At 69.8% G+C, this 19,534-nt stretch carries 18 protein-coding genes and 2 pseudogenes; 12 read left to right on the top strand and 8 right to left on the bottom strand.

Annotated elements, in window-relative coordinates:
* Positions 1–153 precede the first annotated feature (153 nt).
* Positions 154–591 (bottom strand): GNAT family N-acetyltransferase, encoded by a 438-nt coding sequence (locus ACFVV1_RS08125; RefSeq protein ID WP_389986195.1) that lies wholly within the window; start codon positions 589–591, stop codon positions 154–156.
* Between the two features lie 68 nt (positions 592–659).
* Between ACFVV1_RS08125 and ACFVV1_RS08130 the strand changes: the two genes are divergently transcribed.
* Positions 660–1,472 carry a Mut7-C RNAse domain-containing protein gene (locus ACFVV1_RS08130; RefSeq protein WP_389986198.1) on the top strand — a complete coding sequence of 271 codons (813 nt, stop codon included), beginning with the start codon at positions 660–662 and terminating at the stop codon, positions 1,470–1,472.
* A 50-nt stretch (positions 1,473–1,522) separates the two neighbouring features.
* Here the strand turns inward: ACFVV1_RS08130 and ACFVV1_RS08135 are convergent.
* Together ACFVV1_RS08135 and ACFVV1_RS08140 are read right to left on the bottom strand one after the other, a co-directional pair.
* Positions 1,523–2,019 (bottom strand): annotated as a pseudogene (locus ACFVV1_RS08135) (MarR family winged helix-turn-helix transcriptional regulator).
* 43 nt (positions 2,020–2,062) lie between these two features.
* The gene (locus tag ACFVV1_RS08140; RefSeq protein ID WP_389986201.1) at positions 2,063–2,638 is read right to left on the bottom strand and encodes a TetR family transcriptional regulator; all 576 of its coding nucleotides are present in this window, start codon (positions 2,636–2,638) and stop codon (positions 2,063–2,065) included.
* A gap of 126 nt (positions 2,639–2,764) precedes the next feature.
* Between ACFVV1_RS08140 and ACFVV1_RS08145 the strand changes: the two genes are divergently transcribed.
* A complete protein-coding gene (locus ACFVV1_RS08145) occupies positions 2,765–4,222 on the top strand; it encodes an FAD-dependent monooxygenase (protein ID WP_389986204.1) in 1,458 nt (485 codons plus the stop codon).
* A 46-nt stretch (positions 4,223–4,268) separates the two neighbouring features.
* Here ACFVV1_RS08145 and ACFVV1_RS08150 read toward each other — a convergent pair whose 3' ends face one another.
* Positions 4,269–4,778 (bottom strand): hypothetical protein, encoded by a 510-nt coding sequence (locus tag ACFVV1_RS08150; protein WP_389986207.1) that lies wholly within the window; start codon positions 4,776–4,778, stop codon positions 4,269–4,271.
* Positions 4,779–4,949: 171 nt separating this feature from the next.
* Here ACFVV1_RS08150 and ACFVV1_RS08155 point away from each other — a divergent pair, with 171 nt between their 5' ends.
* On the top strand, positions 4,950–5,285 hold the full coding sequence (locus ACFVV1_RS08155; protein WP_266746886.1) for a YnfA family protein: 336 nt from the start codon (positions 4,950–4,952) through the stop codon (positions 5,283–5,285).
* A 54-nt stretch (positions 5,286–5,339) separates the two neighbouring features.
* Entirely contained in the window at positions 5,340–6,098 is a 759-nt protein-coding gene (locus ACFVV1_RS08160) for an SDR family NAD(P)-dependent oxidoreductase (RefSeq protein WP_389986211.1), read from the top strand.
* Between the two features lie 105 nt (positions 6,099–6,203).
* On the opposite strand, the gene ACFVV1_RS08165 is transcribed toward ACFVV1_RS08160, so the two are convergent.
* On the bottom strand, positions 6,204–7,397 hold the full coding sequence (locus ACFVV1_RS08165; RefSeq protein WP_389986214.1) for an RtcB family protein: 1,194 nt from the start codon (positions 7,395–7,397) through the stop codon (positions 6,204–6,206).
* 170 nt (positions 7,398–7,567) lie between these two features.
* Here ACFVV1_RS08165 and ACFVV1_RS08170 point away from each other — a divergent pair, with 170 nt between their 5' ends.
* The 3 genes from ACFVV1_RS08170 (at position 7,568) to ACFVV1_RS08180 (ending at position 11,047) form a co-directional block, all read left to right on the top strand.
* Positions 7,568–8,458: a DUF3558 domain-containing protein gene (locus ACFVV1_RS08170; RefSeq protein WP_389986217.1), complete on the top strand. Its 891-nt coding sequence runs from the start codon at positions 7,568–7,570 to the stop codon at positions 8,456–8,458.
* Positions 8,459–8,644: 186 nt separating this feature from the next.
* Positions 8,645–9,427, top strand: coding sequence for a DUF3558 family protein (locus tag ACFVV1_RS08175; protein ID WP_389986220.1), 783 nt, complete (start codon positions 8,645–8,647; stop codon positions 9,425–9,427).
* 225 nt (positions 9,428–9,652) lie between these two features.
* Positions 9,653–11,047, top strand: coding sequence for a DUF2637 domain-containing protein (locus ACFVV1_RS08180; RefSeq protein ID WP_389986223.1), 1,395 nt, complete (start codon positions 9,653–9,655; stop codon positions 11,045–11,047).
* A 116-nt stretch (positions 11,048–11,163) separates the two neighbouring features.
* Here ACFVV1_RS08180 and lysS read toward each other — a convergent pair whose 3' ends face one another.
* The gene (gene lysS / locus ACFVV1_RS08185; RefSeq protein ID WP_389986226.1) at positions 11,164–12,939 is read right to left on the bottom strand and encodes a lysine--tRNA ligase; all 1,776 of its coding nucleotides are present in this window, start codon (positions 12,937–12,939) and stop codon (positions 11,164–11,166) included.
* Between the two features lie 212 nt (positions 12,940–13,151).
* On the opposite strand from lysS, the gene argS reads away from it, so the two are divergent.
* Entirely contained in the window at positions 13,152–14,924 is a 1,773-nt protein-coding gene (gene argS, locus ACFVV1_RS08190; protein WP_389986229.1) for an arginine--tRNA ligase, read from the top strand.
* A gap of 361 nt (positions 14,925–15,285) precedes the next feature.
* Entirely contained in the window at positions 15,286–15,888 is a 603-nt protein-coding gene (locus ACFVV1_RS08195; protein WP_389986232.1) for a GNAT family N-acetyltransferase, read from the top strand.
* A 102-nt stretch (positions 15,889–15,990) separates the two neighbouring features.
* On the opposite strand, the gene ACFVV1_RS08200 is transcribed toward ACFVV1_RS08195, so the two are convergent.
* The gene (locus ACFVV1_RS08200) at positions 15,991–16,629 is read right to left on the bottom strand and encodes a hypothetical protein (protein WP_389986408.1); all 639 of its coding nucleotides are present in this window, start codon (positions 16,627–16,629) and stop codon (positions 15,991–15,993) included.
* Between ACFVV1_RS08200 and ACFVV1_RS08205 the strand changes: the two genes are divergently transcribed.
* The gene (locus tag ACFVV1_RS08205; protein WP_389986412.1) at positions 16,619–16,855 is read left to right on the top strand and encodes a hypothetical protein; all 237 of its coding nucleotides are present in this window, start codon (positions 16,619–16,621) and stop codon (positions 16,853–16,855) included. The genes ACFVV1_RS08200 and ACFVV1_RS08205 overlap by 11 nt on opposite strands.
* 476 nt (positions 16,856–17,331) lie before the next feature.
* Here the strand turns inward: ACFVV1_RS08205 and ACFVV1_RS08210 are convergent.
* A pseudogene (locus tag ACFVV1_RS08210) lies at positions 17,332–17,478 on the bottom strand (helix-turn-helix domain-containing protein); the annotation flags it as partial.
* Between the two features lie 415 nt (positions 17,479–17,893).
* On the opposite strand from ACFVV1_RS08210, the gene ACFVV1_RS08215 reads away from it, so the two are divergent.
* Both ACFVV1_RS08215 and ACFVV1_RS08220 read left to right on the top strand, forming a co-directional pair.
* Positions 17,894–18,655 (top strand): DUF4232 domain-containing protein, encoded by a 762-nt coding sequence (locus ACFVV1_RS08215; protein ID WP_389986235.1) that lies wholly within the window; start codon positions 17,894–17,896, stop codon positions 18,653–18,655.
* A 43-nt stretch (positions 18,656–18,698) separates the two neighbouring features.
* Positions 18,699–19,466, top strand: a complete 768-nt coding sequence (locus ACFVV1_RS08220; protein ID WP_389986238.1) for a DUF4232 domain-containing protein — start codon at positions 18,699–18,701, stop codon at positions 19,464–19,466.
* Positions 19,467–19,534 lie beyond the last annotated feature (68 nt).

The following is a 19,534-nucleotide window of genomic DNA, read 5'->3' on the forward strand; positions in this document are numbered from 1 at the left end:
AACGAGCACCAGCCGCCGAGGTCACCCATTCGGCCCCAGAACTTCTGTTCCCGCCCCATGAAACCGCCGACAAGACTCACTCCTGCTCACCACAACGCACTTCAACGCAGCAAACCGGCAGCAGCTCACAACCCCGGACGAGGAGGGCTGACCTCAGTCCAGATCGAGGGCCTTGTCGAAATTGAACGCGCCGATGCTCAGCCGCTCCCGCATATAGAAGCGGTGGGCGTCGGTGCGCTGCGTGCCCGAGTCCAGATTGAGGTGCAGGCAGCCCGCCGCACTGGCCCGCCCTTCGAGGTGCCTGAGCAGCCGACGGCCGACACCGGTGGAGCGGGACCCTTCGGCGGTCACCAGATCGTCGACGTACAGCATCCGGATCCGGCTGGTGTTGTGGACGACGCGCCAGCCGGCCGCGCCCACGCAGACGCCCTCGTCGTCATAGGCGGCGCTGAACCGCAGTCCCTGCGGGTGCCCCTTCTCGTACACCTCCCGGAAGAGGTCCTCGGTGAGGTGCGGGCGGAGTTCACGCAGCACGGGAAGCAGGTCGGCGGCCAGTCGGGCATCACCGGGTTCGAGATCGAGGATCTTCATGCGGGAACTGTAGGCACGCGAGGAGAAAGCCCTCGCCGACACACCCCACCCGATGACATCCTGACGGGGTGAACGGACCGGAGATCCACCTCGCAGTCGCCCCCGAGCTGCGGCTCTTCGTCGCGCATGAACGCCGCCGGGGACGCTCGACCGTGACCACCGACGGCGCGTCCACCCTCGGTCATGTCGTGGAGTCGCTCGGCATCCCGCTCACCGAGGCCGGGCAGCTCCTGGTCGACGGCCGGCCCGTGTCCGTCTCCCACATCCCGGGGGCGGGCGAACTGGTCGAGGTGCGCGCCGTGGAACGCCCTCAGCGCGTCCCGGGCGCACCCCTGAGGTTCCTGCTCGACGTCCATCTCGGCACGCTCGCCCGGCGGCTTCGGCTGCTGGGTGTCGACGCGGCGTACGAGAGCGAGGACATCGGCGACGCCGCACTGGCCGCCCGGTCCGCGGACGAGCGCCGCGTGCTGCTCTCCCGGGACCGCGGGCTGCTGCACCGGCGGGAGATCTGGGCCGGGGCGTACGTCTACAGCGACCGGCCGGAGGACCAACTGCGGGACGTGCTGGAACGGTTCACCCCGCATCTGGCCCCCTGGACCAGGTGCACCGCCTGCAACGGCCCGCTGAAGGCTGCCGACAAGGAGTCCGTCAGCGGCCGGCTGGAACACGGCACCCGGCGCTCGTACGACGTCTTCGCGCAGTGCTCGGAGTGCGACCGGGTCTACTGGCGGGGCGCCCACCACACCCACCTGGACGCGATCGTCACGAAGGCGCTCCACGACTTCGCGTCCACTCCCCCGGACGACGCCCCGGACAACGCCCAGGAGAACGGCCACGACAGGGTCCGTAAAGCCCGTCCACCTTCGACCCCGGAGCCCTGAGAGCCCTGAGAGCCCTGAGAGCCCGAGGAATCCCACGAACCTCAGGAACCTCAGGGACCGAACGCTGACGGGCCGCCCTCCCGCAACACCGCGACCTGTCGTGCGCTCAGCTCGACAGTCCGCCGCATAGGGGCGATGAGCAGCGCCACCTCGTCATCGTCGTACGCCTCGAACATCGCCGCCGACGCACCGCTCAGCCGCTCCCACACCGCGCCGATCTCCACCATCCGCTCCGGAACGGTCGTGACGAGCACGCGCCGCCGGTCGACCGCGTCACGCTCGCGCGTCACGTAACCGTCCCGCTCCAGCCGGTCGACGAGCCGGGTCGCCGACCCTGTGGTGAGCCCGGTCAGCTCCGCGATACGGCCCGTCGTGACTGGCCCCGCCTCCAGACCGAGGAGGTTGAGGCACTGCAGATCGGTCCGGTGAAGCCGCAGGTGGTCCGCTACGGCCTGGTTGAAGAGGGCGTACGCCGCCTGTAGCGGCGCGACTCGACGGTCAGCTCGGCCGTCAGCGCACTGCGGCGCCCCCGGGATTTCTGCGGCATGCAGAAAGTGTGCGAATCACTTGGCGCCGGCCGACACGTTGCTCTACGGCCGCTCGGCGGTCAGGTAGCGCTGAACGGTGGGTGCGAGCCAGGCGATCACCTCCTCGCGCGACATCGAGGCAGCGGGCGCGATCCGCAGGACGTAGCGCGCGAGCGCCATCCCCAGGATCTGCGAGGCGACGAGGGCCGCACGGCGCGGGGCGTCGGCCGGGTCGGGGCAGACGCCGGCCGCTATCGGACCGAGCTGCTCGGCGAAGACCGCCCTCACCCGCTCGGCGCCCGCGTCGTTGGTGACGCCGACCCTGAGCAGGCCCGTGAGCACGTCGTCGCCCTCCCAGCGGTCCAGGAAGTGCGCGACGAGGACAGCGCCGATGTGCTTGCCCGGTATCGCCCCCAGCTCGGGCATCCGCAGATCGATCACGGACGCGGCGGCGAACAGCCCCTCCTTGTTGCCGTAGTAGCGCATGACCATCGACGGGTCGATGTTCGCGTCACGGGCGATGGCCCGGATGGTGGCGCGCTCGTACCCGTCGGCAGCGAACCGCTCGCGCGCGGCTTCGAGAATCGCGGCCTTGGTGGCATCCGAGCGGCGGTTGGCGGTAGCGGGCTTCGTCTCCATGCCAACAACTGTAGGCCAACAAGCGTTGACACGCCAGCCACGGCAGAGCTACCGTTGCCAACAAGCGTTGACCAACGGTTGTTGGCACGAAGGCGACAGCTGACCGAACGGGCCCAGGAGGCAGCCATGACCACCACCCCGAGCAGCGCACCCGACACCGTCGACGTCCTCGTCGTGGGCGCGGGCCCCACCGGCCTGCTGCTCGCGGGCGACCTGGCCGCCCAGGGCCTCTCGGTCGCACTCGCGGAGCGCCGCCCGCACGAGACCAGCAACATGACACGCGCCTTCGCCGTACACGCCCGCACACTCGAACTGCTCGACACCCGCGGCGTGGCCGACGAGCTCGTCAAGACGGGCACCCCCCTCTCCGCCCTCCGCTTCTTCGGCAAGCTCTCGCTCGACCTCTCCCGGCTGCACACCCGCTTCTCCTTCGTGCTGATCACCCCGCAGTACGAGGTGGAGCGCCTGCTGGAGCGCCGCGCCCGCACCACGGGCGTCCATTTCCGTTACGCCACGGAGCTGACCTCGCTCCATCAGGACGCCTCATCGGACACCGTCACCGCCGAACTGCGCCAGGCGGACGGCAGCGTGACCACGCTCAGGGCCCGCTACCTCGTCGGTACCGACGGCGTGCGCAGCCGGGTGCGTCAGGCGCTCGGCCTCCCCTTCCCCGGAGAATCCGTGATCCGGTCGATCGTCCTCGCCGACGTCCGGCTCGCCGAGGAGCCCCCCGACCTCCTGACGGTCAACGGCGTGGGGGACGCCTTCGCCTTCATCGCCCCCTTCGGCGACGGCTGGTACCGCGTGATGGGCTGGAACCGCGCCCACCAGGCCGCCGACAGCGACCCCGTCGACCTCGACGAACTGCGCGAGATCACCCGCCGCGCCTTCGGCACCGACTACGACATGCACGACGCGCGCTGGATCTCCCGCTTCCACAGCGACGAACGCCAGGTGCCCGCCTACCGCACCGGCCGGGTCTTCCTCGCCGGGGACGCCGCGCATGTCCACTCCCCCGCAGGCGGCCAGGGCATGAACACCGGCCTCCAGGACGCCGCCAACCTCTCCTGGAAGCTCGCCGCCGTACTGCGCGGACAGACGGCCGCCCCGGAGGCGCTGCTCGACAGCTATCACGCCGAACGGCACCCGGTCGGCGCAATGGTGCTCCGGTCCAGCGGCGCACTCATCCGCCTCGCCATGGCCTGCACGCCGCTCCAGCGGACGGTCCGAGCCCTCGCCGCCACAGTGCTGTCCACGATCCGGCCCGCCGCCGACAAGGCCATCGGCCAGGTCTCCGGCATCTCGATCGCCTACACGGCCCCGCGCGGCGCCCACCCCCTCACCGCGAAGCGCGCCCCGGACCTGAGCCTGCAGGAAGGCCGCCTCCACCAACTCCTGCGCGACGGCACGTTCGTCCTCGTCACCGCCGCCGACGCCACCACTCCGGCATCACCCATCCCCTTGGTGCACGCCCACTGGAGGAGCGAGCGCACCACCACGCTGCTCATCCGCCCCGACGGCTACATCGCCTGGGCGAGCGACCACGGCGACCCGGCGGCCCTGCAGGCCGCGCTCACGCTATGAGCACGCACCCCGCACCCACAGCGCCCGTCGCGCCGGCCTCCGACGGTCAGAACACGTACTCGTCCCCAGTGGCCGGGGCCAGCACCTCGTGGTCATTGTTCCGCGGGTTCCGGTCGGTCGCCCCGCCGTTCCACAGCGTGTCGACCCGCACGACGACCTCGTCCGGCCGCCCCGCAAGCTGCAGTTCGAGGGCGAGCTGCCGCCCCTCGGCCTCGTCCGTGCGCAGCGCACCCGTCCGGCACAGCACGGTCAGCCGGTCCGCCTGCAGACAGCTTTCCGGAAGCTCCTGCCGCCCGGAGAGCGACACCGATACACGCACCCGTACGGTCACACCGGCCAGGTTCGACGGACCGCGGTTCACGCTCTGCACCCAGACACCGAGCCCCGAACCCCACAGCGAGACATGCCCGTGGTGCGACACATCCGCCTCGGGCGCGATGCCCCCGGCCCCGGCCCCTGCCGCAGTCCCGGCCCCGCTCACGGCCGCAGCCGCGCCACCCATCCCCAGCACCACAACCATGGCCATAGCTGCCGCCGCGGCCGCAGCAGACTCCACAGGCACACCTCTACGTGTCGCTACCATGCCCCGAAGATACAGATTGCCCCGAATTATCAATATTTACCGACCAGTTCGGCGCGCCTTCCCCTCGACTCCCCCTCGACCTCGCCCGGCCTCCCCGGCCTCCCCTGGATTCGGCTCCCTCCCCTCCCATGACACGCTGGGTTCATGGTCGTCGCCCGCTCTGTAGCCCTGTTCGTCGTCGCCGCGCTTTTCGAGATCGGCGGCGCCTGGCTCGTCTGGCAGGGCATACGTGAACACCGGGGCTGGATCTGGATCGGCGCGGGCGTCATCGCGCTCGGCGTCTACGGTCTTGTCGCCACGCTCCAGCCGGACGGCGAGTTCGGCCGCATCCTCGCCGCGTACGGCGGTGTCTTCGTCGCGGGCTCGATCGCCTGGGGCGTCGTCGCCGACGGCTACCGACCCGACCGCTGGGACGTGATCGGCGCGCTGATCTGCCTGGCCGGCATGGCCGTCATCATGTACGCCCCCCGCAACCACTGACCGCACGCCTGCCTATTCTGACCCCGTACCGATCAGCCGCCCGAGGAGTCCGCCATGGCCGCCACCCCGATCGCCGTCATCACCGGAGCGAGCAGCGGCATCGGCGCCGCGACCGCCCGGCAGCTGGCGGCCGCCGGCTACCGCGTAGTCCTGACCGCCCGCCGCAAGGACCGCATCGAGGCGCTCGCCGCCGAGATCAACGAGGCGGGCCACCAGGCAACGGCCTACGCCCTGGACGTCACCGACCGCAACGCGGTGGACGAGTTCGCCACGGCGTTCCGTAGCCTCGCCGTCCTCGTCAACAACGCGGGCGGCGCACTCGGCGCCGACCCCGTCGCCACCGGCGACCCCGCCGACTGGCGCCAGATGTACGAGACGAACGTCATCGGCACACTCAACGTCACCCAGGCCCTGCTCCCCGCGCTCACCGAGGGCGGCGACGGCACGGTCGTGATCCTCTCCTCCACCGCGGGCCTCTCCACGTACGAGGGCGGCGGCGGCTACGTGGCCGCCAAGCACGGCGAACACGTCCTGGCCGAGACGCTTCGACTGGAGATCGTCGGCACCCCGGTCCGCGTCATCGAGGTGGCCCCCGGCATGGTCAAGACGGAGGAGTTCGCCACCACCCGCTTCCGCGGCGACACCGAGAAGGCGGCAAAGGTCTACGCGGGCGTCGAGGCCCCCCTCACCGCCGACGACGTGGCCGACACCATCACCTGGGCCGTCACCCGCCCCAGCCACGTCAACATCGACCTCCTGGTGGTCCGCCCCCGCGCCCAGGCCTCCAACACCAAGGTCCACCGCACCGCCTGAGCCCTCCGGAGCCCCGCAGGGAGCAGCCGGACGGGCCCGGACGCCAGCGGGCCCCGGACGCGCAAACCCGCGCCCAGGGCCCTCGTTTCGCATGCGTAAGGGGCCTCAGCCCTTCACGCACACCACCTGCTTGAGCTTGGCGACGACCTCCACCAGGTCCCGCTGCTGCTCGATGACCTGCTCGATCGGCTTGTACGCGGCCGGAATCTCATCCACGACGCCGGAGTCCTTACGGCACTCCACGCCCCGCGTCTGATCCTCCAGGTCCCGCGCCGAGAAGCGCCGCTTCGCGGCGTTCCGGCTCATCTTCCGGCCGGCCCCGTGCGAGGCCGAGTTGAAGGACTTCTCGTTCCCGAGGCCCTTCACGATGTACGAGCCGGTGCCCATCGAGCCCGGGATGATTCCGTACTCACCGGACCCGGCACGGATCGCGCCCTTCCGAGTGACCAGCAGGTCCATGCCCTCGTAGCGCTCTTCACTGACGTAGTTGTGGTGACAACTGATCTCCGGTTCGAAGGTGACCTTGGCCTTCCTGAATTCCTTGCGGACAACTTCCTTCAGGAGCCCCATCATGAGCGCGCGGTTGCGCTTGGCGTATTCCTGCGCCCAGAACAGGTCGTTCCGGTAGGCCGCCATCGGCGGGGTGTCGGCGATGAACACGGCCAGGTCGCGGTCGATCAGGTTCTGGTTGTGCGGCAGCTTCTGCGCCTGCCCGATGTGGAAGTCGGCCAGTTCCTTGCCGATGTTCCGCGATCCGGAGTGCAGCATCAGCCAGACGGAACCCGACTCGTCGAGGCAGAACTCGATGAAATGATTTCCCGATCCGAGCGTTCCCATCTGCTTCGTGGCTCGTTCCCGACGGAATTTGACCGCATCGGCCACCCCGTCGAACCCTCCCCAGAAGTCGTCCCACCCCTTCGCCGAGAGGCCGTACACACGGTCCGGGTCCACGGCGTCGTCGTGCATGCCGCGGCCCACCGGAATGGCCTGCTCGATCTTCGACCGCAGCCGGGACAGGTCGCCCGGCAGGTCGTTGGCCGTCAGGGACGTCTTCACCGCGGACATCCCGCAGCCGATGTCCACGCCGACCGCCGCCGGACACACCGCACCGCGCATCGCGATCACCGAACCGACCGTCGCTCCCTTGCCGAAGTGGACGTCCGGCATGACGGCCAGCCCCTGGATCCAGGGCAGGGTGGCCACATTGCGCAGCTGCCGCATCGCAACGTCCTCGACCGAAGCCGGGTCGGCCCACATGCGGATCGGAACCTTCGCGCCCGGCACCTCTACATACGACATAGTTCCTCGATTCCCCCGAAAAGTCTGAAAGCGCAAAACCGGTACCAAGGTCGACAAACAAGTCGGTCGACCGGCAATCACAGCTGCGCGTGCGATACACATTGTGTCCACCGGTCGCCACCGAGCGACAACCGTTTTTCGCACGAAGGGAGCCCAGGACCGTGCGACGAATGGCGTACGTACCCGGCACCGCGCTATTGGCAGCGCTTGTCGTCGGCTGCAGTGCCGGCACCGGAACGGGTGGCTCCGCCCCCGACAGCAAGCCTGGCGAGGCAACCGCCACGACCGCTGCCCCGGGCAAGTACCGCACCCTCCTCGATCCCTGCCGCGCCGTTGCGTCGTCCGCCCTGAAGGACCTGCTCCCGGGCGCCGCCGATCTTCCCGAGGACCAGCAGAAGAAGGTGTACGACGGCACGGCCACCGTCACCTACGACACCGACCGCCGGGTCGGCTGCCGCTGGAAGTCCGAGGCCGCCGACTCCTCGCGCACCCTCTTCGTCGACTTCGAGCGGGTCGTGTCCTACGACCCCTCGGTGAGCGACGACGACCGGGCACGCGAGGTGTACACAAAGAAGGCGGCCGCCGCCGGACTGTCCGCGGACGCGAACACCGACGCCGCCACGCCCGGCAGCACGAAGAAGCAGACGTCCCCCTCCTCGGACTCCGCATCGGCCTCCGCCTCGCATGCCCTCTCCGGTCCGGTCTCCGAGGGCAAGAACGCGGACGATCCCGAAGGCGACAACGCCGACGGGAACAACAGCGGAATCACCGACGGCAGTACAGCTGGCAGCTCCGGAAGTTCCGGAACTTCCGACGAGAGCCTCGTCCCGCGCACCCTCGACGGCCTCGGAGACAGCGCATTTCTGGGTGAACTGCTCACCCGAACAGGTTCCACCGCACAGAACCGCACGGTGAGCGTGGTATTCCGCACATCGAACGTCATCGTGACCGTCCAGTACGCCGAGCAGCCGACCGTCTCCACGGTGGTCCCCGACAGCAAGGAACTGCAGGAGAAGGCCCAGTCGCTGGCCCGGAAGCTGGTCGAGAAGTTCAGCGAATAGCCCCGCCCGGGGCGCCCCGGACCGGCGCCGTCCCCGCACGCCGTGCACCCGGCCGAGGCGGCATCCGATCGCCGTCCGTCGTACCGTGGCCCTCCGGAACACCAGCCGCAACACCCCCGGACCCCTCCCGGAACGTCCGCCGACCACCTGGCAGCCCACCCGCCGCGCCACCCGAGTGAAGGAACCATGCACCGTTCAGCCCCGCGACTCTCCCGCATACTCGCCTGCGCCGCCGTTCCGGTGATGCTCGTCGTCGCCGGCTGCTCGTCGGACTCCGGCGACAAGGACAAGAAGGACTCGTCGGGTTCATCCTCGTCGTCCGCAGCGCCGAGCGCGAAGAAGTCGAAACCGAGCGTCGCCCCCGCCAAGTTCGCCGCGCTGCCCGACCCGTGCAAGTCGATCGCCAAGAAGACGGTCACCTCCCTGGTCCCCGAGGCGAAGTCCAAGGGCGGCACGCCCGCCAACTCCAGCGACACCTCGTACCGCGCCGGCTGCTCCTGGAACGGCCTCGCCGACAAGGGCGTGAACGGTTCCCAGTACCGCTGGCTCGACGTCGGCTTCACCCGCTTCGACTCGGACCAGGCCCTGGGCAGCGGCGCTGAGCGGGCGCAGCAGGACTACGCGAAGCAGGTCGCCAAGGCCAAGGCGACCGAGGGTGCGAAGAAGGTCGCCGAGGGGCCCGTCAGCGGCATCGGCGAGCAGGCCACCAAGCTCACGTACGACCTCGCCAAGACGAGCGAGGACTTCAAGTACGCGACGATCGTGACCCGTACGGAGAACGTCGTCGTCACCCTCACCTACAACGGCGCGGGTTACGCGGGCGCGAAGACGCCGTCCGCCGACGACATCCTGAAGGGCGCCGAGAAGGCGGCCAAGGAGGCGGTCGCCACCGCCACCGCCACCGCCGACACGAAGCCGGACGCACCGAGCAAGCCCGCCGAGCCCAGTAAGTCCGCCAAGACGAGCTAGCCGACGCGGCAGGGCGCGGGGCTCCCTCGGGACGCACCCCAACGCCCCTGTACAGAAGCAGTTCTACGAAGCCCGGTCCTCCCCCGAGTACCGGGCTTCGCCCCTCCCCGCGCAACAGGCCGCACCCTCATGTGCCAGGCTGTGCCCGCCAGAAGTCGAAGCAGGACGTCGAAGCAGAGCATCAGCGCAGGGCGTCGGACACGGGAAACGGGGAGGGGAACGCGGGTGGCCGCGATGCAGCTGACACGCACCCACCGGATACTCATCGGGCTCGTGGTCGCCGGTGCGGTGCTCATCGCCGCGATCGGTTTCGCGGGTTCGTACGCGGCGGTGCGCGAGCTCGCGCTGCAGAAGGGCTTCGGGGACTTCTCGCTGGTCTTCCCGATCGGCATCGACGCGGGCATCTGTGTCCTGCTCGCCCTGGACCTGCTGCTGACCTGGCTGCGCATCCCGTTCCCGCTGCTGCGCCAGACGGCCTGGCTGCTGACCGCCGCGACGATCGCCTTCAACGGCGCCGCTGCCTGGCCCGACCCGCTCGGCGTCGGCATGCACGCGGTCATCCCGGTGCTGTTCGTCGTGTCCGTCGAGGCCGCCCGGCACGCCGTGGGCCGGATTGCCGACATCACCGCCGACAAGCACATGGAGGGAGTGCGGCTCACCCGCTGGCTGCTCTCCCCCGTGCCGACGTTCCGGCTCTGGCGGCGGATGAAGCTCTGGGAACTCCGGTCGTACGAGCAGGTCATCAAGCTCGAACAGGACCGGCTCATCTACCAGGCCCGCCTCCAGGCCCGCTTCGGCCGCAACTGGCGCCGCAAGGCACCCGTCGAGTCCCTGATGCCGCTGCGCCTGGCGAAGTACGGGGTCCCGCTGGCCGACACCGGTCCGTCCGGCCTCGCCGCCGCGGGCATCGAACCGGCCCTGCTGCCCCCCGCCCCGGTATCGGCCCTGGCCTCGTCCGGACCGGACGAGTTCCCGCCCGAGCTGCCGTACGCAGAGCCCCACCCGGAGCAGCAATCCCAGCAGCAGCACCCGCAACAACAGCACCTCGGACAGCAACAGCACACCCACCCCTCCGAGCCGGCCGCCTCCTTCGAGGGGTTGCCCCAGGAGGGCCCCGGCTCGCACGAGAGCCCCTGGTTCGCGGCGCCCCATGTCCCGGACGACGCATACGAGAGTGACTACAACCCGACGTACGCCGAGGGCATGGAGCCCGCCCCGGTCATGGTCCCGTCGGGCGCCGGCGGCCGCACCCGCCCCCTGGGCAACGTGGGCACCATCGGCGCCGTCCCGGGCCCCCGCACCGCGGAACACCAGCCGCAGCCCAGGCCTGAGGAGCCCCGGCCCGAGGAGCCGGAGCCGGAACCCCGGCCCGTGCAGCAACAAGAGCCCGACCCGTCCGAGTGGGCCGAGGCCGAAGTCGAGTTCAGCAAGATCGCGTACGAGGTGTTCAACGCGTACACGCACGCGCACCAGGACTACCCGAGTGCGGAGGTCCTCGACATACACCTCTCCGACGGCCACAACGTCCGCCATCCCCGCAGCGCGGCCCTGCTCCGCCGCCTCCTGCCGGGATTCAAGCAGCGCTTCGACAACGAGATGGCGGAGAACCACATCGCGTAGGACCCCCCGCCCCGCCCGTCCGGCGTTCGAGGGCGGAACCGGCAACGACGGAGGGCCGTCACCCGAATCACCGGGTGACGGCCCTCCGTACAAAAGGCGCCTACGCGCCCAGCAGCCTACTCACCGAGTAGTCTGCGCACCCGCTCAGCGCCCACGGCCAGCAGCAGCGTCGGCAGCCGCGGCCCCGTGTCCCGGCTGACCAGCAGCCGGTACAGCAGCGCGAAGAACGACCGCTGCGCGGCCTTCAGCTCGGGCGTCGGCTTGGCGTCCCGCTCCAGGCCCGCCAGGATCTTCGGCACGCCGTAGACGAGCGTGGTGAGCCCGTCCAGCGACCAGTGCGTGTCCAGCCCTTCCAGGAGCAGCCGCAACGACTCACGGCCCTGCTCGTCCAGCGAGCCGAGCAGTTCCTTGTCCGGCTCGTCGCGGACGATCGTGCGGGCCTCGGCCGGGACCTGGCTGCTGATCCAGTTCTCGGCGCGGTCGAGGCGGGGCCGGGCCTCGTCCAGCGAGGTCAGCGGGTTCTCCGGGTCCAGCTCGCTCAGGATGCGCAGCGTCTGCTCGTCGTGCCCGCCCGTGATGTCGACGACCGACGCGAGCGTGCGGTACGGCAGCGGGCGGGGCGTGCGCGGCAGCTCACCGGCGGCCGTGCCGATGGCCCGCGCGTACGCGGCCGCGTCGGCCGACAGCACCGAGCCGTCGGCGACCTTGCGCCCCAGCGAGTCCCACTCGTCGTAGAGCCGCTGGATCTCCTGGTCGAAGGCGATCTTGAAGGACTGGTTGGGCCTGCGGCGCGCGTACAGCCAGCGCAGCAGCGGCGCCTCCATGATCTTCAGCGCGTCGGCCGGGGTCGGCACGCCGCCCTTGCTGGAGGACATCTTCGCCATGCCGGAGATGCCGACGAACGCGTACATCGGGCCGATCGGCTGCACGCCGTCGAAGATCTCGCGGACGATCTGGCCGCCGACGACGAACGAGGAGCCGGGCGAGGAGTGGTCCACGCCGCTCGGCTCGAAGATCACGCCCTCGTACGCCCAGCGCATCGGCCAGTCGACCTTCCAGACCAGCTTGCCGCGGTTGAACTCGCTCAGCCGGACGGTCTCGGCGAAGCCGCAGGCCGTGCAGGTGTAGTTCAGCTCGGTGCTGTCGTCGTCGTACGACGTGACGGTCGTGAGGTCCTTCTCGCAGTTGCCGCAGTAGGGCTTGTACGGGAAGTAGCCGGCCGAGCCGCCGCTGCCGTCGTCCTCGCCGGCCGCGCCGGAGCCGGCCTCGGCCTCCAGCTCGGCCTCGTCGACCTTCTTCTGCTGCTGCGGCTTCTTGCCGCCCTTGGCGCCTGCCGCACCTGCCGCCGCCGGGTCCTTCTTCGTCCGGTACCGGTCGAGGACGGCGTCGATGTCGGCGCGGTGCTTCATCGCGTGCAGGATCTGCTCGCGGTACGCGCCCGCCATGTACTGCTCGGTCTGGCTGATGCCGTCGTACTCGACGCCCAGCTCGTCCAGCGCGGCGGTCATGGCGGCCTTGAAGTGCTCCGCCCAGTTCGGATACGCGGACCCGGCCGGGGCGGGCACCGAGGTCAGCGGCTTGCCGATGTGCTCGGCCCAGGACTCGTCGACCCCCGGGACGCCGCCCGGAACCTTGCGGTAGCGGTCGTAGTCGTCCCAGGAGATCAGGTGCCGGACGGTGTACCCGCGGCGGCGGATCTCGTCGGCGACGAGGTGCGGGGTCATGACCTCGCGGAGGTTGCCCAGGTGGATCGGGCCCGACGGGGAGAGGCCGGACGCGACGACGACCGGTTTGCCAGGCGCACGACGCTCCGATTCGGCGATGACATCGTCCGCGAAGCGGGAGACCCAGTCGGTCTCGGTGCTGCTCTGACTCTGAGCCACGGTCTGCACGTCCTTCTCTCTTGTGGGGCTCGCAGGGACAAAACCCCTGGCAGGGCCAAAACCCTTGGGAGGGGTAAAACCCTTGGCCGGGACAAACCCTTGCGGGACTCGTAGGGCATTGCCCATTGTCCCAGGTCCCACCGACAGCGCGAAAACGGCTTTACTCGCCGTGGAATACTGGGCGTGATCCCTTGTACTCCTACGGAAACGGCAGCCAGCCCATGGCCTCGGTCAATTCCCTCGCTTCCACGCTCCAGCAGCAGCTGGCGGACGCCCTGACGGCAGCTCTGCCGGATGCCGGCACCGCGGACCCGCTGCTGCGACGAAGCGACCGGGCCGACTTCCAGGCCAACGGCATCCTGGCCCTCGCCAAGAAGCTCAAGGGCAACCCGCGCGAGCTGGCGTCCCAGGTCACGGCCGCGATCCCGGCCGGCGGTCTGATCAAGGAGATCGAGGTCTCCGGCCCCGGCTTCCTGAATGTGACGCTCGCCGACCGGGCGATCATCGAGACCCTCGCCGCGCGTGACGCGGACGACGAGGGCCGCCTCGGCGTCCCGTACAACAGCGCCGCGGGCACCACGGTCATCGACTACGCGCAGCCGAACGTGGCCAAGGAGATGCACGTCGGTCACCTCCGTTCCGCGGTGATCGGTGACGCGATGGCGCAGATCCTGGAGTTCACCGGCGAGACCGTGGTCCGGCGCCACCACATCGGCGACTGGGGCACCCAGTTCGGCATGCTCATCCAGTACCTGATCGAGCACCCGGGCGAGCTGAACCACGAGGCCGACGGCAGCGCGGCGGATGGCGAGGCCGCCATGTCCTCGCTGAACCGGCTCTACAAGGCCTCGCGGGTGCTGTTCGACTCCGACGAGGAGTTCAAGGCCCGCTCCCGGGACCGGGTCGTGGCGCTCCAGGCCGGTGACGAGGAAACCCTCTCCCTGTGGCAGCGCTTCGTCGACGAGTCGAAGATCTACTTCTACTCGGTCTTCAACAAGCTCGACATGGAGATCCGCGACGCCGACATCGTCGGCGAGTCCGGCTACAACGACATGCTGGCGGAGACCTGCCGCATCCTGGAGGAGTCGGGCGTCGCCGTCCGCTCCGAGGGCGCGCTCTGCGTGTTCTTCGACGACGTGAAGGGCCCGGACGGCAACCCGGTGCCGCTGATCGTCAAGAAGTCGAACGGCGGTTACGGCTACGCGGCGACGGACCTCTCCGCGATCCGCGACCGGGTCCAGAACCTCAAGGCGAACACCCTGCTGTACGTGGTGGACGCGCGGCAGTCCCTGCACTTCAAGATGGTCTTCGAGACGGCCCGCCGGGCCGGCTGGCTGAACGACGACGTCAAGGCCGTGCAGCTCGCCTTCGGCACCGTGCTCGGCAAGGACGGCAAGCCGTTCAAGACCCGTGAGGGCGAGACGGTCCGGCTGCAGGACCTGCTGGACGAGGCGATCGACCGGGCGTCTGCGGTCGTGCGCGAGAAGGCACAGGACCTCACCGACGAGGAGATCACCGAGCGGGCCACGCAGGTCGGTACCGGCGCGGTGAAGTACGCGGACCTGTCGACGTCGGCCGCCCGCGACTACAAGTTCGACCTGGACCAGATGGTGTCGCTGACCGGCGACACGAGCGTGTACATCCAGTACGCGCACGCCCGTTCCCGCTCCATCAAGCGCAAGGCGGGCGAGCTGAAGCCCCAGCCGCACCCCGAGCTGGAGCTGGCCCCGGCCGAGCGCGCGCTGGGCCTGCACCTGGACCAGTTCGGCGAGGTCGTGGCCGACGTCGCCGCCGCGTACGAGCCGCACAAGCTGGCCTCGTACCTCTACCAGCTGTCGTCGCTGTTCACGACGTTCTACGACCAGTGCCCGGTGCTGAAGTCCGACGTCCCGGCCGATGTGGCCGGGAACCGCCTCTTCCTCTCGGACCTCACCGCCCGCACCCTGCACCAGGGCATGGAGCTGCTTGGCATCAGGACGCCCGAGCGCCTCTGACCCTGTTCGGGCACGCACGACCGCACGACCGCGCGACCCGCGCAATCGTCACCCGATCCCCGCTGACCGGCCTCCGGACGTCGGGCGATGGTGACGCGGCCGACCCCCTGTCGGCCGCGTCACCAGGGGCGGGGTTCTCCAGGCAAACGCCGGAACGGACTGCCCCCTGGCCCGTCCGGTCGACCAACCCCTGGAAGACCCGCCGCACCCCTTCGCCCGGGGCGAAGGGGTGCGGCGCCTGCCCACGCCCTCGATGCCGACCTGCCGGATCAGCCTCACCCCCCACGGCAACGCCGCCTGAACGGTCCCGGACCAGCGAAATCCGGTGGCTCCGCCACGAACGCGCCCCTAGCATCCGCCCATGACCGAAGACACCGGCATCGCGACCGACGAGCATGACGCAGAGGCCGAAAGGGAGATCTCCTGGCGTGCCCAGTCCATCGGTCTCGCGGCCGTCGACACCGCTGACGCCGAGCTCCTCCACAGTTGGCGGTCAGACCCGGCCGCCACCTACGAGATCGGCATCTGGCCACGCCCCCTCACCGCGCTGCGCGAGCGCATCGAGCGCAACACCGACGACGACAGTCGCGACGACTTTCTCGTCCTGCTCCCGGACGGCACCCCTGTCGGCTACGCGGCACTGACCAACCAGAGCATGGTCAACGGCACGGCGGAGGCCGAACTGATGCTGGCCCCCGAACATCGCGGAAGCGGCCACGGCACCGACACCCTCGACGCCCTGGTGGACCTGGCGTTCGGGGAGCTCCCGATGTACCGCGTCACGGCGGAGACGCACACCGGCAACACCTCCGCCCTCGCTGTCCTCGCCAAGTCCGGCTTCGTACGCGAAGGCACCAGCCGCTCCGCCTGCCTCCACCGGGGCCGCCGCCACGACCTCGCCGTGTTCTCACTGCTCCGCCCCGAGTGGGAGGCCCTGAAGCGCCCCCGAGCCTGGGACGCCTGACCGACCCCGGGGCTCAGGGGGTTTCGAGGAGGTCACGGGTCCGGCGTCGAGCGCGGTGACATCCCGCTCGACGGGCGGCTCGGGGAGCGGACCGGCCGATCGTCAGTTCCCCTGCCCCGCCAGCGATTCCGAGATGTCCTCCCACACGGACGTATCGGACCGGTACTCGTACACGGGCCGGTTCCTCATGGCGGCCGTGCGGAACGGCTTGCCGTTGTCATCGATGCGCAACGTCCCGCTCCGGCCCTTGCTGGACCAGTCCAGCTCCAGGTACCAGGTGACGTCGTGGTCCTCGGTGTGCGCGTTGACGTGGAACACCTCCACGTCGGTTGAGCTCACCCGGTACGGGAAGTTCTTCGCCGGTACGGCCTTGCCGCCGTCCTCACCGGCGACCGGCCGCGATACGGGCTGGTTGTCGTCCAGGTCGATATTGAACGACTGCGGCATGATGCCGCCCCCGCAGCCCTCCCCCATCGAGTACGCGGGCCAGTTGTTGGCCGCCTCCTGCTTCACCACCCGCACATGGAGCGCCTTCAGGACGACCGCATCCTGCGAAGCTCCCTGCAGTGTGAGCTCGATCAGCATCTTTCCCCCGTCCACCCCGCCCAGCTGCGCCGCCCAGTTGCGCCTGGCCCTGTCAGCGACGTCCGGCGCCGGCGGCATGCCCTTGGGGTCCCGGTCGAGCAGGAAGTACTGCCCGCAGGGCCAGTCCCAGTTGTACGAACTGAGAGTGGAGGTCACCGGCACCCCCTGGGACCCGGTGCCCTTCCCTCCCTTCCCGCCCTCGCTCTGGGGGACGGTGGACTTCGTGGCCGTGGCGGAGGGTGACGCGGAGCCGCTGGTCGCGGACGGCGAGGGCTTCGAAGGACTCGGCGACGGAGACGCGCTGCCGCTCCGGCTCGGAGTGACCGGTGCGCTGCTGCGGGGCGTGTCCATACCCTCCTCGTGGGTGCGGTCACCCGAGTAGTGATTGATCGCCAACGCGGTGGGCACGGTAAGCGCCACGACCGCGACGGCCGCGAGCAGGACACGCAGCCGCTTGCCGGACAAGCGGCCCGGGGCCGGGGCGGCACCGGCGGGCCGCGCATCCGGCGTCACATCCTCGGCAGCCGCTGAACCGGGGGCCGTCTCTGACTCCGCTTCTGACTCCGGTCCTGATTCCGTTTCTGATTCAGGTCCCGGTTCTGCTCCCGGTCCCGGCCGTGATCCCGGTCCCGTTTCTGATCCCGGTCCCGGGGCCGGCTCCGGCAGGTTCACCGGCTCCGGCGACGGCGAGGCCGCGAGCTCCGACGTCACCATGGACGGCTCGAACCTCCCGGCAGCCTCCGTCTTCCAGGCCCCTCGCCGCTTCGCCTCGTCGGCGAGGATCCACATCCGGTGCAACGCCACCAGCTCGCCCGACGGCGCACGGCACGCGCGAGCGAAGCGTTCGACGGGCGCGTAGTCGTGCGGGACCGCCTCCCCGTTGCAGTACCGGTGAATCGTGGAGGTACTCATGTGCAACTTCTGGGCCAGCGCTCCGTAGCTCAGCCCCGAGCGCTCCTTCAGCCCCCTGAGCAATGCGGCGAAGTCCTGGATCTCCGTGCCCACTCTGACCGTTCCCCTCTACTGCCCTCCCGGAACGGCGTCCCAGGCAGGTGATGTCATCGCAGGTCAGAGGCCATGTTTCCGTTCCAGCGTCCCGTACCCACCGGCAATCGTTGCCACCGGATCCGAGGACCGGACACGATGGTGGAACACACCGCAGCAGCACCCCGGCAAGGGCGAGCAGCGCGACTCGTACATCCACCACCTGCCCGTCCCCGGGAGCCGCCGTGCGTACTCGTCCTCAACTCAGCCTGACCGATGCAGTGGCCACAGGAGTTCTGATCGCCTCTGTCGCGACCGTCATCGCACTCCTGTGGAGCCTCTGACCACACGTCATTGTCCAGTACATCTGTCACGTCGCGGTGCGCCAAAGCGGCGCCCCACACTCGACAACACTCAACGAACGGAAAAACATCTCATGCGTACCCTCAACTTCCGCCGCGCCGCCCGCACCTCCGCCCTCGGTGCCGTCGCATTGGTCGCCTCCCTGTCCCTGACCGCCTGCCAGGGCGACGACCCTGCGCCGTACGACGCCCTCGCTTCCGCTTCGCCCGGCTCGACCTCCCAGACCCCGCCGAAGAGCGCCGGCGCCTCCGGCGACAAGGACGCGACGAACCCGGCCGGCGACCAGGGCAAGGAATCCGCCGGTTCGAGCACCGGCTCGGGTTCGGGTTCGGGTTCCGGTTCGGGCTCCGGCGGCGGCACGTCCACGGCCAAGCCGAAGGGCGACAGCGGCAACAGCGGCGACGCGGTCACGGAGACCTGCACCGGAGCGAACACCAAGCTGTCGATCACCGAGGTGAGCCGCCCCGTCAACCACCTGCTGCTCACGATGACCAACACCGGCTCGAAGGCCTGCAACGCCTACTACTACCCGTACCTGCAGTTCGGCGAGGCCCAGTCCGCGCCGAACACCTTCGAGGACAGCAAGCCGCAGGCTGTCACGACCATCAACCCGGGTGAGTCCGCCTACACCGGCGTCATGACCTCGATGGCCGACGGCAGCGGCTCGAACGGGTACTCCACCAAGGACCTGAGCGTCAGCTTCCAGAACCGCGACGGCAACTCCGACAACACCGGCTCGTCGGTCAGTGTGCCGCTCTCCAAGAGCACGTACGTGGACAGCAGCCTGAGCGTCTCCTACTGGCAGATGAGCATGGACGACGCCCTCCAGTACTGAGCACGGCCGACCACCACCACTGCACTTCACGGGGAGTACCACCATGCGCAGGAACAGCATCCGCACCACCGTCCTCGCCGCCACCGCCCTCCTGGCCGCCCTCTCCCTCACCGCGTGCGGCAGCGAGGACGGCAGCAGCGCAAGCGCCAAGGCGGGCTCGGCGGCTCCGGCGGCACACACGGCCGTCAAGCAGTCCCCGCCCCCGGCGGCGACCGCCTCTCCGGAGGAGAAGACCACCGACACCAGCACCAGCACCGGCACCGGCACCGGCACCGGCACAAGCAACACGCCCAAGAACACCGCTCCCCCCGCCAAGAGCGACGCGAAGAACACCACCCGCTCGACGGACGGCTCGACGGACCGGGCAGGCGACACCCCCGTCCGCACCCCCGTCACCTGCCACGGCGGGAACACCAAAACCACCGTCAGCACGGTGAGCCGCCCCCTCAACCACCTGCTGCTGACCCTGACCAACACGGGCGACCGCCCTTGCTACGCGTACTACGCACCCAAGCTCCGCTTCGACGACGCGCAGGCCGTCTTCCCGATCCTGGACGACAGCCGGCCGCAGGCCGTCGTGACGCTCGACCCGGGCCAGTCCGCGTACGCCGCCATCGGCCTGACCGGAGAGCCCGGCGCCGGCCCGGCCCCACGCGAGGCCACGCACCTTCAGGTGAACTTCTCCGGCCGGAACTTCGAAGGCTCCTCGGGCACCCCGGTCAACCTGGCGCTCCCGTCCGACACCTTCTGGGACGACAACGGCTTCGTCACCTACTGGCAGAGCGACATGGCCGACGCCCTCACCTACTGAGCCACTGAGCGCGCTTCACCCACTGGACCACCAATTCGCCGTCCCCCGCAGGCAGCAGATCGTAGAAT

Origin of the sequence: Streptomyces sp. NPDC058092, assembly GCF_042884935.1 — a bacterium.
Taxonomy (GTDB): domain Bacteria; phylum Actinomycetota; class Actinomycetes; order Streptomycetales; family Streptomycetaceae; genus Streptomyces.